The sequence below is a fragment of the Streptomyces drozdowiczii genome (assembly GCF_026167665.1).
In the GTDB taxonomy this organism is placed as follows: Bacteria; Actinomycetota; Actinomycetes; order Streptomycetales; family Streptomycetaceae; genus Streptomyces; species Streptomyces drozdowiczii_A.
The window spans coordinates 5907146-5922850 of the sequence record NZ_CP098740.1 but is presented as its reverse complement, the minus strand read 5'-3'; the positions used below and the strand labels follow the sequence as shown (position 1 = coordinate 5922850).

Sequence of the window (15705 nt, the reverse complement as noted above, 5' to 3'; positions counted from 1 at the left end):
TCCGGCTGAAACCTTCCCTCGCCCCCGAGGCGCGGGCGCTGAACCTGGCTGTCAGTGGCGGTGCGCCGGTGCGGCACACCACCCCGTGACCCAGCGGCGTTCGACGACTGCGTGGAGGTTTCACCGGTCGGACGTCCTGTGGTGGACTCGGCCGAACCTACCGGCCGATGGCCGCATTCTGTCAATACTTGGCTGACCTGCGTCGATTACGGAGATTGCCTGGTCAGTCCCGAAGATCCCCAGGTAGCGGAAGAGCCGGCCCGACTTCGATCGGCGGACCGGAACGGCCGCACGTCACTCGTTCGGCCTTACGTAGACAGTTTGTCCGAGGACCACGGTGCGCAGGCAGACCGGCAGGTCGGCGCCGGGGCCGAGGTCGGGCAGCCCCGGCGTCCCGGACCGGGGGTCGGTCGACCAGCGCGCCACCCGGTCGTCCGGCGCCTGGACCACCAGCTGGTCGGTGCGCCAGACCGCGTAGTCGGCCGGGGCGCCGGGCACCAGGGTCCCCGCGTCGTCCCGCCCGAGGGCCCGCCAGCCGCCCCGGGTGTGCGCGGTGAAGGCGGCCCGGACCGAGACGCGGTGCTCCAGGGTCCGGTGGAAGGCGGCGGCCCGTACGGTCCCCCACGGGTCCAGCGGGGTGACCGGGCTGTCCGAGCCGAAGGCGAGCGGCACACCGGCCCGCAGCAGCGCCGCGTACGGGTTGAGGGTGGCGGCCCGGCCGGCGCCGAGGCGCTGGGCGTACATGCCCTCCTCGCCGCCCCACGCGGCGTCGAAGGCGGGCTGGACGGAAGCGGTGAGGCCCAGCTCCGCGAAGGCCGCGACGGTCTCGGGGGTGAGCATCTCCGCGTGCTCGACGCGATGCCGGGCGGCGCGGATCCGGGCGAGGCCCACCTTCTCGGCCGCTTCCCTGATGCCCTCGACGACCGCCGAGAGCGCCGCGTCCCCGATGGCGTGGAAGCCGGCCTGGAGCCCCGCCTCGGTGCAGGCGGCGACGTGGGCGGCGATCCGGGCGGCGTCCAGGTGGGCGGTGCCGGTGTGCGGGGCGTCGGCGTACGGCTCGTGCAGGCAGGCGGTGTGCGAGCCGAGCGAGCCGTCCACGAAGAGGTCGCCGGCCGCGCCGACGGCGCCGAGTTCCCGGATGCGCCGGGCGTCCTTCTCGTCGGCCACCTCCTGGGCCCAGTAGCCGAAGACCCGGGGGCCGGGCTGCTCGGCGGCCACCTTCAGGAGCCCGGTGAAGTCGTCCTCGTCGGAGATGTCGGGGCCGCCGCACTCGTGGAGCGAGCCGATGCCGAGGGAGGCGGCGTGGCGCAGCGCGGCACGCTGCGCCTCGGCGCGCTGGGCGGGCGTGACGGCGTCGTGGGCGGCCGCGCGCACGGCGTGGTGGGCGGCGGCGGTCAGCGGCCCGTCCGGGTGGTATCCGGGCATCGTGGTGACGCCGGGGACGAGGTCGAGCAGGGCGGTGCTCACGACGGCGGAGTGCACGTCGACCCGGGGCAGGTAGACGGGCCGGCCGGCCGCTGCCTCGTCCAGCTCGGCGCGCGAGGGCGGGCGCTGCTCGGGCCAGCGGGTGGCGTCCCAGCCGTGGCCGAGGACGACCCGGTCGGCGGGGTGGGCGGCGACGTGGGCGCGGACGCGGGCGAGGGCGTCCCGAGGGTGCGGGCGCCGGAGAGGTCGAGGCCGGTGAGGGCCAGACCGGTGGAGGTGGTGTGGACGTGGGCGTCGGTGAACGCGGGGGTGACCAGCGCCCCGTCGAGGTCGATCACCTCGTCGACGCCGCTCGCGAAGGCGTCGGCGGCGCCTTCGGAGCCCACCCAGGCGACATGGCCCCGTTCGACCACCATGGCGGTGGCGAAGGGGTCGGCGGGGCTGTGGACGTCTCCACCGCGCAGCAGCACGGTGCGGTGTTCGCTCTGGGGGGCGGTGCTCTCGGTCATGAGCACCAGTCTCCCGCCTGCCGGGGCGCCCGCCGTGCGCGACCCCCTAGATCTGCGGCGGGCGCGCCTCGTACGGGGTGGACAGGACGACCGTGGTGCGGGTGGAGACGCCCGCGAGGGAGCGGATGCGGGTGAGCAGGTTCTCCAGCTCCAGCGGGGTGGCCACGCGGACCTTGAGGATGTAGTTCTCGTCTCCGGCGACGCTGTGGCACGCCTCCAGCTCGGGGACGCCGGCGAGCCGTTCGGCGATGTCGTCCGGGGCGCTGGGGTCGAACGGCTTGACCGAGATGAACGCGGTCAGCGGCAGGCCGACCGCCTCCGGGTCCACGACCGCGGCGTAGCCGCGGATCACCCCGCGCTGCTCCAGCCTGCGGACGCGCTGATGAACCGCCGAGGTGGACAGGCCGGTGGCCTTGCCCAGGTCGGTGTAGCTCATCCGCCCGTCCTTGACGAGCAACTCCACGATGTGACGGTCCAGCTCCTCCATATGGATCAATCTATGGCCATGAGTCGTTCCCGGCACAGCTGCCCAGCCCTTGGGACGGCACCTGCGGCGGGCATGTGACCAACGCCACAGGTTTACGCGCCAGTAGTGGGACACGGAACGGTTACGGCCGATCGGTGGCGGGAAGTGCTTGCTGTGGCCGAGGCCACAGCGTCATGCCGGCCCATCCGAGGGGGATTTCCCATGCCACACCTGAAGCTCACCGGACGTACCGAACCGGAGCCCGTTGATCCGTTCGAGGACTCCGCTCCCGACGCGTACGACACCTTCGAGATGTACCGCGTCGTCTGCCCCGACTGCGCGCAGCCCATCGCGCTCCTGGCGGACGAGGACGTGCTCCCGGAGCACGCGCTGTGCCCGTCCCCGTGGAACCCGTTCGTGCTCACCGTGTGCCCCGGTACGGGGCGCGCCGCCGGGGACCGCCCCGCCGAGGCGGACGGGGTGCAGGAGCAGGAGACGGCGCTGCTGCTGACGCTCCCCCAGGGGCTGGACTGGCGGACGCAGCCCTTCTCGCACGCCGGCGGTGCCGGTTCCCGCCCGATCCGGGTGGCCCACCCGCTCCGGCGCCAGGCCGCCTGAGCCTCCTTCTTCCGAACGCGCGGCCGGGGTGCGTGAGCAACCCGGCAGCCGGGGAGAACCGGGTGAACACGCGCCCGAATCGAACAGCCAGTGACCCCAGCGCGTCCCACGGCGTTGGCCCGGTATGACCCCGCTGCATTCCACGGCCGGCCCCGGGCGCCGCCGGCTCGCCGCTCCGCCCTCCGAAGAATCGGTTCCGCAGGCCGGTTCCGTACCGGCGTCCCAGTCCGAACCGCCCCGGTCGGCGCCGCGCACGGTGCCCCATTCGAGCGATCCGCCGATCTACCGCGCGCTGCTGCGGCACTGGGAGAGCACGGGCCGGACCCTGCCGGGCCGTCATGACCAGGACTGGAACCGGATCATGACGACGCCCGTGTGGTCCGAGCGGCCGCTGCGGATCAGCGGGACTCAGGGCCCGCGAGGTGGCGCGCGATGACCATCCGCTGAATCTGGTTGGTGCCCTCCACGATCTGGAGCACCTTGGCCTCACGCATGAGGCGTTCGACGGGGAAGTCCTGCGTGTAGCCGTAGCCGCCGAGCACCTGGACGGCGTCGGTGGTCACCTGCATCGCGGCGTCCGTGCAGAAGAGCTTGGCCATGGCGGCCTGGCGGGAGAAGGGGCGGCCGGCGTCCCTGAGCCGGGCGGCTTCCAGATAGAGCGCGCGGCCGGCCTCGATGCGGGTCGCCATGTCGGCGAGCATGAACCGCAGGCCCTGGAAGTCCGCGATGGGGCGCCCGAACTGCTTGCGGCCGGTGGCGTAGCCGAGGGCCTCGTTCAGGGCGCCCTGGGCGACTCCGATGGCGCAGGCGGCGATGCCGAGGCGGCCGGAGTCGAGGGCGGAGAGGGCGATGGCGAAGCCCTGGCCCTCCTCGCCGATCCGGCGGGCGTCGGGGATGCGGACGCCGTCGAAGTGGAGCTGGGCGGTGGGCGAGCCCTTCATGCCCATCTTCTTCTCGGGGACGGCCGCGCTCAGCCCGGCGGCGTCACCGGGGACGAGGAAGGCGGTGATGCCCCGGGCGCCCTCGGCGCCGGTGCGGGCCAGCACGGTGTAGAAGTCCGCGATGCCGCCGTGCGTGATCCATGCCTTGGTGCCGGTGATCACCCAGTCGTCGCCGTCCCGTACGGCCTTGGTGCGCAGCGAGGCGGCGTCGGAGCCGGAGGCGGGTTCGGAGAGGCAGTAGGCACCGAGCAGGCCGCCGGAGAGCATCGACGGGAGGTGTTCGGCGCGCTGCTCCTTGGTGCCGTAGCCGGCGAGTCCGTGGCAGGCGAGGGAGTGGACGCTGACGCCGAGGCCGACGGTGAGCCGGGCGGCGCTCAGCTCTTCGAGGACCTGGAGGTAGACCTCGTACGGCTGGTCGCCGCCGCCGTGTTCGGAGTCGTAGGGCAGGCCGAGCAGGCCGGACTCGGAGAGCAGGGTGAAGATCTCGCGGGGGAAGCGGCCCGCTTCCTCCTCCTCGGCCGCCCCGGGGGCGATCTCCCGCTGGGCGATGTCCCGTACGAGGTCGATCAGTTGGACGGATTCCTCGGTGGGCAGACGGCGTTCGACCCACTGCGGGGCACGGTCGGACATGACGGCGCTCTCCTCCCTGTCGGGCGTTGCGGCGGTCGCGCGCGCGGGGTGTGCGCGGCGCCGCCGGGGGATCTCCGGGCGATGCCCGAAATCACTGCTGTCCAGCCGATGTTGCCCTCCCGGATTACGGGAGGCGCAGGCAGGCGGCTGTGGCGGGACGAGTATGCCCGATCGGATGGCATCCGTCACCGGTTGACCGAACATACGAATGAACGGACTCAGGGCACCGGCTCCGGGCGCCCGGAGATCATCGAGATTGGTCCGAACCATTGACCCAACTGGTCTAGTCCATCTACCGTTCCCGGCGAACCGGCTTTCCGCGTTCATGCCAAATTCGAGCGCCGGAAGCCGGTGGTCCACTGGCACGTCCCCTCCCCCACGAGGAGCAACCATGACCGGACTGCATCGCCCGGGAGCCCGTCTTCGGGCCCTCGCCGCTGCCGCGTGTACCGCCGCGCTGGGCGCAGCACTGCTCGGCGTCGCCGGCACCGGTTCCGCCGGCGCGGCCCCCACCGCGCCCCGGGCCGCCGCACCGGCAGCAGCACCCGCCGCCCCCACAGCGGCCGGTGACAAGGTGGTCGGATACTTCACCGAATGGGGTGTCTACGACCGGAATTACCACGTCAAGAACATCGAGACCTCGGGTTCGGCCGACAGGCTCACGCACATCAACTACGCCTTCGGGAACGTCCAGGGCGGCAAGTGCACGGTCGGCGACTCGTACGCGGATTACGAGAAGGCGTACACCGCCGACCAGTCCGTCGACGGGGTCGCCGACACCTGGGACCAGGAGCTGCGGGGCAACTTCAACCAGCTGCGCAAGCTGAAGAAGCTGCACCCGGACCTGAAGGTGCTGTGGTCCTTCGGCGGCTGGACCTGGTCCGGCGGCTTCGGTGAGGCCGCGCAGAACCCGGCCGCGTTCGCCGACTCCTGCTACAACCTGGTCGAGGACCCCCGGTGGGCCGATGTCTTCGACGGCATCGACATCGACTGGGAGTACCCCAACGCCTGCGGTCTCACCTGTGACACCAGCGGCCGGGACGCCTACGGCAAGCTGCTGTCGGCGCTCCGCTCGAAGTTCGGCGGCGACAACCTGGTCACCTCGGCGATCAGCGCGGACGGCTCCGAGGGCGGCAAGCTGGACGCCGTCGACTACGGCGGCGCCGCGCAGTACGTCGACTGGTACAACCCGATGACGTACGACTTCTTCGGCGCCTGGGACGCGAAGGGCCCGACCGCCCCGCACTCCCCGCTGACCTCCTACACGGGCATCCCGAAGGACGGCTTCGACAGCGAGGCGGCCATCGAGAAGCTGAAGGCGCAGGGCGTCCCGGCCTCGAAGCTGCTGCTCGGCATCGGCTTCTACGGACGCGGCTGGACCGGCGTCACGCAGGACGAGCCGGGCGGCACGGCGACCGGCGCGGCCCCGGGCACGTACGAGGCGGGCATCGAGGACTACAAGGTCCTCAAGAACACCTGCCCCGCCACGGGCACCGTCGCGGGCACGGCGTACGCGCACTGCGGCACCGACTGGTGGAGCTACGACACCCCCGCCACCATCGGCACCAAGATGGCGTACAAGAACCAGCAGGGCCTGGGCGGCACCTTCTTCTGGGAGCTGAGCGGTGACACCACCGACGGCGAGCTGATCAAGGCGATCGACTGACCCGGTGACGCGGTGAACGTCGGGGCGGGGAGCCTTCCGGACTCCCCGCCCCGACGTGCGTACTAGAGCAGGCCGAGCTGCGTGACGAGCATGGCGACCACGACCACGAGGGTCCAGCCCGCGATGTGCTCCAGCAGCTTGGGGCCGTCGTCGGGGCCGCCGGTACGGGCGCGGAGGCGGGCGGCGGTGAGGGTGGCGGCGTTCGCGCTCATGGCATCTCGTTCGGTCGGCCGGCAGGGGGTGTACCCAGCACCCGGCCGGGACGTGACCACGATGCCAGCCCGGCGGGTCCGGGGGTAGAGACGTCCGTCACTGGCCCCGGCGGTCGGCCCCGCCCACCTCCCCCACGACGTGCGGAAACCGTGCGAGGGACGGTGGCGGGTGTGCCGCAGACCACACCGCGCGATCAGCGCACCTCGTACGCCCTGATCATGGTCTGGCTCACCCGGGCGCCCTCCTTGTCCGTGAGCGTGACCTTCAGGTGGACGAACGTCCCGGCGGGCGCGTCGCCCGGGAGGCGGACCTGCCAACCGTCACGGGTGGCCGTGGCGCGGGCCTCGTGCCAGCCGGTGACCGATTCGACGGTGGCCCCGGTGCCGTACGCGTACTCCAGGCCGACCTTCCGCAGCGTGGCCGGCCGGGCCGAGTCGTCGGTGACAGCGCCGAGGCCGATCGTGGTCGGCTCCCCCGCCGGGCGGGAGTTGCGCAGGTCGGACGGTATGTCGAGGACCGGGATCAGCAGGTGCTGGGCGCCCTGGTCCGAGGGGTCCGTGGTGAAGACCCACTCGGTGGCGTAGGCGAGGCCGGTGCGGTCGAGCGTGCCGGCACGGCGCTGCCACTGCTGCTGGAAGGTGACCTCCGCCTTCTTGCCGGGCAGGTCGAAGGTGCCGGAGACCGCGGCCTGCGGTTCGCCGTCGATCAGGAGCCGCCGGGTGCCGGAGTCGGTCAGGGCGAGGGTGGAGTCGTGCCCGCCCGCGTCGCCGAACGGGGCGATCGTGTAGCCGAGGCGGTTGCTCTCGCGGTTCATCAGCGGCTGGGCGTAGGTGTTGCGGACGGGCCCGTAGGGCGACTTGTACCACTGGGACGTCGTACGGCCCTTGTCCAGCTCGCGCGGCCCGTCGTAGGCGGTGCCGCCGTACGGGCCGAGGTCCCGGCGCATCAGCGTGGTCCAGGTGACCCCGTCGCGGCCGGCCGGGGTGAAGTACTCGGTGCGCTGCTGGGGCGCGTGCAGCGGCAGGGTGGTGCCGCCGGCCCAGACCGCGGGGATGCCCGGCGCGCCGACCTTGACGTCCGACCAGTACGTCGCGTCGTCGGCGCCCTGTACGTGGTAGCGGGCGTCGGTGGCCGCGAGGTCGCGGTCGCGGACGCGCTGGGTACCGCTCGGGAGGGAACCGTGCCCCACGAGGGCGAGGTTGTAGACGTACGGGCTGCGGTCGGTCGCGGTGCCCGACCAGCTGAGCGAGACGTCGCCCTCGTCCAGCGCGGCCCGCACCGCCAGGGAGTCGGCCCAGGTGATGGTGGCCTGCGGCAGGCCCTCCGCGCCGGTCAGCTGGAACCGCCCCTCGCTGTCCGGGACGGCCGCCACGACGCCCACGGCACCGGCCCGCTTCGCGGCCTGGTCCCAGAGGAAGGCGTTGCCGCCGCCGGGGCCCGCGTCCACGAGTGCGATGCGGCCCTTGAGGTCGTGGGCGGCGAAGTTCGCGTCGGTGCCCTTGCCGATGTACGTCACCGGCGCGGAGCCCTTGCCGTCGAACTCGGTCCCCTTCTGCACCGGCAGCGAGTCGAGCACCCGGCCGCCGGTGACGGTGAGGGCGGCGCGCGGCGCGGTCTGCCGCGCGGAGGCGAGGAACGTCAGCCGGTCGTCACCGTGCGCCGGCTGGGCGTAGATCCCCTTGACGTACGACGGGACGGTGGTGAGGTAACCGGTCTGGAGGCTGCGCGAGTCGTCCAGGCCGAGGGCGAGGCCGATGGCGAATCCGGCGCTCTGGCTGGGGCGTTCGGTGTCCCAGGAGATGCGGCGCGCGTCGCGGGCGTCGAGGGTGACCTCGGTGTCGCCGGAGACCGCCAGCTTCTCGCGGTAGAGCTGGCTGACCGAGTCCACGCTGCCGATGTCGCCGGGCTCGTCGCGGGTCATGAGCAGGCCGCTCAGCGCGTAGGTGCCGAGGGGCACCCGGATCGTGGTGCTGCCGGGTTCGGGGTAGCCGAGGGTGTAGCGCTTCGCCGTGTCGCGGTGGTCGTCGAACAGCTGGAAGGCGGACGGGGACGACGCCGGGTCGCCGTGCCGGTCGAGCCCCTTGACGGTGAGGTCGGCCGACGGGACCTCCATGTGCACGCCGAACGGCACGGTGACGCGGACCCCGTGCGACCCGGTCGCGACGAGGCGGCCGGTGACCGTGCCGTACGCCCCGGCGGCCAGGCGGGTGCCCGGGTCGATGCGCACCGGCACCTCGGCGGTCCCCCGCGCCGGGACGGTGACCGTGGTGCGGGCCGGACGCGCGAAGCCGGAGAGGCGGCTGCCGTCGTCGCCCCGGACGTCCTCGACGCGCAGGCCGAGGCGGACGTCCTTGCCGGTGAGGTTGGTGAGGGTGACCGTCCTGTCGACCGGGTCGAGGTTCCGCTGCGGGTACGCGAAGTCGCCCAGGAGCGGCGCGGGCGGGGCGGTGACCGGCTGGGTCACGGCGCGGGCCACGTCCATCGGGCCCGCGCCCTGCTCCAGGACCGGCGCGTCGGTGGGCCGGGCCGACGAGGTGAGCAGGGCCTTGAGCCCGGCCGGGGTCAGCTCGGGGTGCTGCTGGAGGAGCAGGGCCGCGCCGCCCGCGACGTGCGGGGTGGCCATCGAGGTGCCGGACATCTCCTGGTACGCCTGGGCGCCCCGGCCACCGGAGTTGGCGGCGACGACGCCGACGCCCTGGGACGCGAGGTCCGGCTTGGCGCTCACGCCGTCGACGGAGGGGCCCCGGCTGGAGAAGGAGGCCGTGGCGTTCTTCCGGTCCACCGCGCCGACGGTGAGGGCGCTGGGGGCGCAGCCGGGCGTGGAGACGGTGCCGTGCAGCGAGGCGTTGCCGGCGGCTATGACGAACAGGGCCTTGTCGCCGAGGCGTTCCACCGCGTCGACGCCGGGTCCGGCGCAGGCGGTGTCGCCGTCGGAGCCGAGGGACATGGAGACGATTCGGGCGCCCTGGTCGACCGCCCATTCCATGCCGTTGACGATGCCGCTGATCGAGCCGGAGCCGTCGTCGTCGAGCACCTTGCCGATGAGCAGGTCCGCCTTGGGCGCCATGCCCGCGTAGGTGCCGTGCGACGCGGCGCCGGTGCCGGCCACGGTGGACGCGGTGTGGGTGCCGTGGCCGGTGCGGTCGTCGGTGGCCGGGGTGGTCACGAAGGTCTCGCTCGCGGCGACGCGGCCGGCGAGGTCGGGGTGGCCGGCGTCGACCCCGGTGTCCAGGACGGCGACCTTGACGCCGGAGCCGTCGAGCCCGGCCCGGTGCGCGGTGGTGGCGCCGGTGAGGGGCACGGTGGGGGTGCCGAGGCCGCTGACGGCGGTGCCCTTGACCTTGGCGTCGAGCCAGATCTTGCGGACGGTGCCGGTGGCGGCGGTGGCGGCGGTGGCGGCCGTTCGGGCCGTGGAGCGCTCGGTGGCCGGGGCGCTCGGGGCGCTCGGGGCGAGCTTCTGCCAGGCGTCGGCGGCGGACTCCTTGCTGACGGCGAGTCCGGCGCCGCCGATGGACTCCAGGGTCGCGGTGGTCCGGGTGCCGGGGACGGCGGCGGTGCGCAGGCCCCGGGCAGCGGCGCCGCCCGCGTACTCCACGACGACGGGCAGGGTGTCCGTGTGCGCGTCGTCGTAGCCGTCGGCGACGAGCCGCCCGATGTCGAAGAGCGCGTCGTCCACGAGCCCGGCGTCCACGAGGCGTTCGACGCCCTGCGGGAACACATAGGTCCGCTTGCCGTCCTGCCAGGTCGCGGCGGCGTGGTCGGTGCCCTGGCCGTCGGCGCCGCGCAGGGCCGCCGAGAGGACCCGGCCGGCGCCGTCCACCCGTGCCTCGACCACATCGCCGGTGATCAGGGTGACGGTGACCGCGCGGCCGGGGCTGTCGGTGAGCGGCCGGGTGGTGTCCGCCGGGGTGCCGGCGGACACGGCGGGGACGGCCGCCGCGAGCAGGGCGGCGGTGGCCAGCCCGGCGGCTGTCCGGCGCCATGGCCTCGTACGTCTCATCGTGGGTCTCCAGGAGGAAGGTGTCCGGTGTCCTCGGAGGGAGGGGCCCGGTGAGCAGCAGCGTGGCCAACGCCGCTGCCCTGTGGGGGGCTTGGGACTGGCGAGTGGCTGCCATGACGTAATCCCGACACCGGCGCGGAGCCGGTCGCCGGCACCGCGCGGGGGGTCCGTTGCCAGGCCGCTTCGCAGGTGGCGACACTTGTGCCATGTCGCCCCGTCCAGAAGTGCCCCCGTCCCCGTCGGCCGTGCCGCCGCCCGGGCCGCCCGCCGCCGCGCGCTCCTCCCTGATCCGGTTGCAGGAGGACCTGCGCAGAGCCGATGACTCGCTGGTGCGGCTGCTCGCGGCGTGGCGGCCCGACGGCCGTGAGGTGCCCGGGCAGTTCGTGGAGTTCTGGGAGGGGCGCGAGGCCCAGGCCCGTCGGCTGTACGAGCTGGAGTACGGGGCCCGGACGTCGCTGCTGGGGTTCCAGTCGGGGGCCAACACGGTCGCCCCGGTCCCGTCCACGCTGGCGGACCCGGCGGACGGGGCCCCGGAGGAGGCGGAGGGGGAAGAGGGGGCGCGGGACGCCGAGGCGGAGCCCCCGTTGCGCAAGGACGGCAATCCCCACGCCGCGTACCGCGTGGTCGTGGACCGGGCCTTCCTCACCGAGCCGGAGGCGCTGCGGGCGCTGGACGAGCGGCTGGCGGCCGGTCATCAGGTGCGGGTGGTGGACCAGCCCCTGATCAAGCTCCTCATAGCGGACGAGGAGACCGCCATGGTCCAGCTGGAGGCGGGCCGTTCGATGATTCTCGGGCCGCCTCTGGTGCGGCTGGCGGTCGAGCTGTTCGAGTCCGTGTGGCAGCGCTCTCGGCCGTATCTGCGGGAGGACGGCGACCTCGACCCGGCCGACCGGCGGCTGCTCCAGCTGATGCTGTCCGGGCTGACGGACGCGGCGACGGCCCACCAGCTCGGCACGTCGCCCCGTACGGTCCAGCGCAGGCTGCGCGCCCTGATGGACGCGGCCTCGGTCTCCTCGCGCGTCCAGCTCGGCTGGTACGCGATGCGCAACAACTGGGTGTGAGCGGTCCGCCCGGGGCACGCGCGGCACCCCGGGCGGCGGGTCGTCACACCCGGGTCGTCACATCCGGGCGGTGTAGTACTCCAGCGTCCTGCCGTGCAGGCGCTTCACCGGGTCGGTGTACCGGTCCGCCATGGTGTTCTGCTGGGAGTAGTTGGTCACCACCCAGGTGAGGTCCTTCCCGTCGACCGTTCCGTCATGGTTGATGTCGGCGGAGCGCTTCGAGGTGCCCCGGGCGTCGTACACGGCGGCGGCGTCGCGTACGTCGATGACGTCGTCGCCGTTGACGTCACCGGCGACCAGGGCCGCCACCGACGAACCGGTCGTCCCGGACACGGCCCCGGAGCCGGAGAGGCCGAGGTCGATGTCCTCGTTCCAGGTGAAGTGCCCCGGCACCCGGATCTCCAGGCGGTAGGGCCGCACGGCGGGCGCGAGGCCGCTCGCCGAGACCCGGGCGGCCGCGTCGGCCGTCAGGGTGTGCCGGGTGCCGTCCGGCGCGGTCAGCTCGGTGCGGATGCCGTCGAGGCTGTAGTCGCGCGTGGTGTCGTAGCCGTAGTCCTTGGTCAGCAGCGCCTCGGCGGCGGGCCGGGCGTTGAAGGTGGACTCGTCGTTCAGCATCCGGACGGAGCCGTAGAACTGGATGTTCAGCGGCACCTTGGTGCCGGTGGTGTCCGTGGCGCTCGTGGTCCCCGTGGTGAGTCCCGCCGATGCCGTCCAGTGCCCGCCCATCACCTCGTACGTCACCTTGAGCAGCGGCATCGAGTCGCCGCTCAGGCCCTCCGCGTCCGAGACGTCGAAGCTGAGCGTGGAGTACGAGGAGGCCCCGGCCGACACGTCGGTCCTGGTGATCTCCGACGGGCCGTGCGCGGCCAGTTCGGCGGTCGGCTCGATGCCTGTGATGCGGATGTTGCGGTCGTCGTAGCGGATCTGGGAGCTGAAGGACTTCCAGTGCTTCAGGTCGTGCGCGGTGAGGGTGTAGGTGACCCGGTCGCCCGCGCGGGCTGCGGGCCGGTCGGCGTCGGCGACGACGTAGGGCATGCCCTCCTTGATCAGGTTCAGCACGCGTACGTCTCCGATGTTCCCGGCGGCGTCCGTGGGCCACATCTTGACGTAGGCGGTCGGCGGGCCCGCAGAGATGGGGATCGTGAGGTCGACGTTGCCCTTGGAGTCGGCATTGACGTGGCCGGTGGGGGCGTTGGGGCTGTAGTTGGAGTAGTAGAGGGCGTTGTCCTCCGGTCCGATGGCCAGCCCGGCCTTCCGGATCGCGTCCGTCTCGCCGTCGCGCAGCGCGCCCCTGAAGGTGAACGAGGTCGCGTCCGCAGGGCGTTCGACCACGACGGGGCGGGACGGGTCCCAAGCACCGTACGGGTCCTCGTACGCCGGGGCATGCGAGTCGACGTAGATGTCGCGCAGCACCGAGTCGGTGCCGCCGAAGGCATCGGTGCCCACGATCCGCAGCTTGTAGTGGCCGTCCTCGATCCAGCGGCCGCGCGGGTCGAACGGGGTGGCCTCGCGCCCGGTCACCGGGTGGTACCAGCCGCCGACGGTCGCGGTGCCGTACAGCACGCCCTCGCTGAGGCCGGTCGTGTTGATCCCGCCGATGTAGCCGAGGTCCCTGCCCCGGGTGTCGGAGAGGAAGACGTCGACGCTCGTCAGCTGCCCGGCCATGCGCAGGTCGAACGTGGCGGCGCCGCCGCCGACGGACCCGGCGTCGGAGAACTGGTTGGTCGACATGACCGGCTTCGTCATGTCGACCTCCGCGAAGCCGGACGCGGCGACGCGCAGCCCGAACGGCATGCGCAGGACGTGAAGCCCCTTGCCCTGTACGGGAGTCAGGGTGACGAAGCCCTCGTAGTAGCCGGCCGGGGCGTCGGCCGGAACCCGCAGGGTGGTGCGGACGGGCGTGCTGCCGTGCGGCTTGCTGGTCACCTGGCGGTCGGCGGACAGGGTGATACCGGCGGCGCGGGTGTCCCCGGACGCCCCGTTGCCCCGGGTGAACGCGACGCCGACTTCGTAACGGCCCTTGGAGCCGCTGTCGTTGACCAGGTCCAGCCGCTTCTCGACGCGGGTGGACCGGCGGACCGGGAGCACCCCGAGGTCGAGGGCGCCGGTGCGGTGGTCCAGCTCGGACCGGGTGCCGTCCAGGGAGACGTACGGGGTCTTCGCGGTGATCCGGAGGGAGGTCTCGGTGTGCACGGCGGCGTACGGGTCGACCGCGCCGGCGCCCGCGTCGAAGACGCTCACCTTGCCGGGCATCGGGCGGGCGGTGTTCATCAGCGCCGCCTTGACCCCGTCCGGCGTGAGCCGGTGGTCGTGCTGGAGCAGCAGCGCGGCGGCCCCGGCGACGTACGGCGAGGCCATGGAGGTGCCGCTGAGGCGGGCGTACGCGGCGGAGTAGTCGCCGGTCTCCGGCGCGACGGTGTCCGCCGGGACGGACGAGAGCACGCTGACGCCGGGCGCGGTGACCTCGGGCTTGATGGCGCCGGTGCCGTAGGCCGGGCCGCGCGAGCTGAAGTCCGCGAGCCCGCCGCTGCCGAGCACGAAGGTCCCGGACTCGGTGAACGTGACGCGGGCGGTGGCGTCGGCGGTCCCGGCGGCCAGCGCGGCACCCTCGGCTGCGGTGAGCGAGAAGGCCGGCACATAGGCGGGGCTCTCACCGATGTAGTTCGGGATGTGCCCCTCGTCCGCGTTGTCGTTGACGAGGAGGACGGCGACGGCGCCCATGGCGGCGGCGCGGCGCACCTTCTCGTCCAGGGTGATCCCGCCGCGCTTCACGAGGACGGCCCTGCCCTTGACGTCCTTGCCGCTGTAGCCGGCCGCGGTGCCGGTGCCGACGTCGGCGACGGGGTAGGTGCCCGCGGTCAGCTCGGAGAGCGCGTCGCCGAACGGCTGGGCGAGCAGCCGCCCGGTGGCGGTGGTGGTGCCCGCGCCGATGCGGAACTCCGGCAGGGTCATCGGCTCGTCGTGCGCGCCCACGGTGAGCGGGAGCGCGGCGGCGCCCGGCGTGCCCAGGGTGTTGGTGCCGGGGCCGCTGTTGCCGGCGGCGATGACGGTGGTGATCCCGGCGAGCACGAGGTTGTCGGCGGCTATCGCCTGCGGGCTCATCGGGTCGTTGACGGCCGCGCCGAGCGACATGTTGACGACGTCCATGCCGTCGTCCGCCGCCCGGTCCATCGCGGCCATGATGTCGCTCGTACGGCCGCTCCCGTACGGGCCGAGCACCCGGTACGCGTACACGGAGGCGCCGGGCGCGACGCCGTGCGCGGCGCGCTCCTTCGAGGTGTCACCCCGGCCCGCGACGATCCCGGCGACGTGCGTGCCGTGCTCGGTGTAGTAGGCCGAGCCCTGGTTGGTCTCGGCCTGCCCGGACGCCTTCCAGTCGGCGTAGGTGGTCTCCATCGGGTCGGCGTCGTCGTCCACGAAGTCGTAGCCGCCCTTGTACGCGGCCTCGAGGTCGGGGTGGTGGTAGTCGATGCCGGTGTCGATGATGCCGACCTTGACGCCCTTGCCGGTGACGCCCTCGGCGTGCAGCCGGGCCACGCCGTCGTCGCCGGTGGTCCCCGAGGGCCCGGGCGTCCCGCCGCCGTCGGCAGGCGCCGGGCGGTCGAGCGCCTTGACCGTGGTGTCCGGCCAGACGGCGGTGACCTCGTCGTTGTCGAGGAGTTCGGCGACGCGGTCGCCGGGGAGCCGGAGGCTGACCCCGTCGAAGCTGTGGGTGTAGGTGCGCCCGGGTTCGGGCGCCGCCGCCGTCCTGGCGCGGTTCTTGAACATGTCGTCCAGCCCGGCCCGGAAGCGCTGGTGCGCCTTCGTCACGGCGTCCTTCGCCGCGTCCTCGCCGACCGTGCGGCCCTCGGCCGCGGCGAGCAGGCGGGCGGTCCTGGCCGGCGGGGTCTTGAGCTGGACGATGACGTCGACGGGCTTGCTGCTGCGCAGCGCGGCCTTGTCGGTGAGGTGCAGGCCGCCCATGTCCAGGGCGGCCATGCGGTGCAGGGCACCCAGCTCCTGGTCGTCCAGGGAGGCGACCAGGTCGGCGGCGTCCGGCGCAGCGGACGGGGAGGGCGCGGCGAAGGCTGCGGGGGCGGTGGCCGCGAGGGTGGCGAGCACGGTTGCCGCCGCGGCCAGGGCGAGGTGTCTGCGCCCCGGGGCTTGCGTCATGATTCGTGGACTCCGCTCTGGGCA

Annotated in this window: 8 protein-coding genes and 1 pseudogene; 3 read left to right on the top strand and 6 right to left on the bottom strand. The window is 73.3% G+C overall.

Annotated features, from left to right (window positions below; all coding sequences use genetic code 11):
• Positions 1 to 294 precede the first annotated feature (294 nt).
• Both NEH16_RS26995 and NEH16_RS26990 read right to left on the bottom strand, forming a co-directional pair.
• Positions 295 to 1934: pseudogene (locus NEH16_RS26995) on the bottom strand (amidohydrolase).
• Between the two features lie 46 nt (positions 1935 to 1980).
• Positions 1981 to 2421: an Lrp/AsnC family transcriptional regulator gene (locus NEH16_RS26990; protein ID WP_018103953.1), complete on the bottom strand. Its 441-nt coding sequence runs from the start codon at positions 2419 to 2421 to the stop codon at positions 1981 to 1983.
• Between the two features lie 201 nt (positions 2422 to 2622).
• Between NEH16_RS26990 and NEH16_RS26985 the strand changes: the two genes are divergently transcribed.
• On the top strand, positions 2623 to 3018 hold the full coding sequence (locus NEH16_RS26985; protein ID WP_265545445.1) for a hypothetical protein: 396 nt from the start codon (positions 2623 to 2625) through the stop codon (positions 3016 to 3018).
• Between the two features lie 398 nt (positions 3019 to 3416).
• Here NEH16_RS26985 and NEH16_RS26980 read toward each other — a convergent pair whose 3' ends face one another.
• Positions 3417 to 4589, bottom strand: coding sequence for an acyl-CoA dehydrogenase family protein (locus tag NEH16_RS26980; protein ID WP_265545444.1), 1173 nt, complete (start codon positions 4587 to 4589; stop codon positions 3417 to 3419).
• Between the two features lie 391 nt (positions 4590 to 4980).
• Between NEH16_RS26980 and NEH16_RS26975 the strand changes: the two genes are divergently transcribed.
• A complete protein-coding gene (locus tag NEH16_RS26975) occupies positions 4981 to 6255 on the top strand; it encodes a glycoside hydrolase family 18 protein (protein WP_265545442.1) in 1275 nt (424 codons plus the stop codon).
• Positions 6256 to 6317: 62 nt separating this feature from the next.
• Here the strand turns inward: NEH16_RS26975 and NEH16_RS26970 are convergent, their stop codons facing one another.
• Both NEH16_RS26970 and NEH16_RS26965 read right to left on the bottom strand, forming a co-directional pair.
• Positions 6318 to 6467 carry an SCO1431 family membrane protein gene (locus NEH16_RS26970; protein WP_107426861.1) on the bottom strand — a complete coding sequence of 50 codons (150 nt, stop codon included), beginning with the start codon at positions 6465 to 6467 and terminating at the stop codon, positions 6318 to 6320.
• Positions 6468 to 6661: 194 nt separating this feature from the next.
• A complete protein-coding gene (locus NEH16_RS26965) occupies positions 6662 to 10468 on the bottom strand; it encodes a S8 family serine peptidase (RefSeq protein ID WP_265545440.1) in 3807 nt (1268 codons plus the stop codon).
• A 206-nt stretch (positions 10469 to 10674) separates the two neighbouring features.
• Here NEH16_RS26965 and NEH16_RS26960 point away from each other — a divergent pair, with 206 nt between their 5' ends.
• Positions 10675 to 11529 carry a helix-turn-helix transcriptional regulator gene (locus tag NEH16_RS26960; protein WP_265545439.1) on the top strand — a complete coding sequence of 285 codons (855 nt, stop codon included), beginning with the start codon at positions 10675 to 10677 and terminating at the stop codon, positions 11527 to 11529.
• 57 nt (positions 11530 to 11586) lie between these two features.
• Here NEH16_RS26960 and NEH16_RS33965 read toward each other — a convergent pair whose 3' ends face one another.
• On the bottom strand, positions 11587 to 15681 hold the full coding sequence (locus tag NEH16_RS33965) for a S8 family serine peptidase (protein ID WP_374215600.1): 4095 nt from the start codon (positions 15679 to 15681) through the stop codon (positions 11587 to 11589).
• Between the last annotated feature and the right edge of the window lie 24 nt (positions 15682 to 15705).

Bases quoted from the DNA above. Each gene is read 5' to 3' on its own strand.
- NEH16_RS26990 (WP_018103953.1), bottom strand. From the start codon at position 2,421: ATGGAGGAGCTGGACCGTCACATCGTGGAGTTGCTCGTCAAGGACGGG.
- NEH16_RS26985 (WP_265545445.1), top strand. From the start codon at position 2,623: ATGCCACACCTGAAGCTCACCGGACGTACCGAACCGGAGCCCGTTGAT.
- NEH16_RS26980 (WP_265545444.1), bottom strand. From the start codon at position 4,589: ATGTCCGACCGTGCCCCGCAGTGGGTCGAACGCCGTCTGCCCACCGAG.
- NEH16_RS26975 (WP_265545442.1), top strand. From the start codon at position 4,981: ATGACCGGACTGCATCGCCCGGGAGCCCGTCTTCGGGCCCTCGCCGCT.
- NEH16_RS26970 (WP_107426861.1), bottom strand. From the start codon at position 6,467: ATGAGCGCGAACGCCGCCACCCTCACCGCCGCCCGCCTCCGCGCCCGT.
- NEH16_RS26965 (WP_265545440.1), bottom strand. From the start codon at position 10,468: ATGAGACGTACGAGGCCATGGCGCCGGACAGCCGCCGGGCTGGCCACC.
- NEH16_RS26960 (WP_265545439.1), top strand. From the start codon at position 10,675: ATGTCGCCCCGTCCAGAAGTGCCCCCGTCCCCGTCGGCCGTGCCGCCG.
- NEH16_RS33965 (WP_374215600.1), bottom strand. From the start codon at position 15,681: ATGACGCAAGCCCCGGGGCGCAGACACCTCGCCCTGGCCGCGGCGGCA.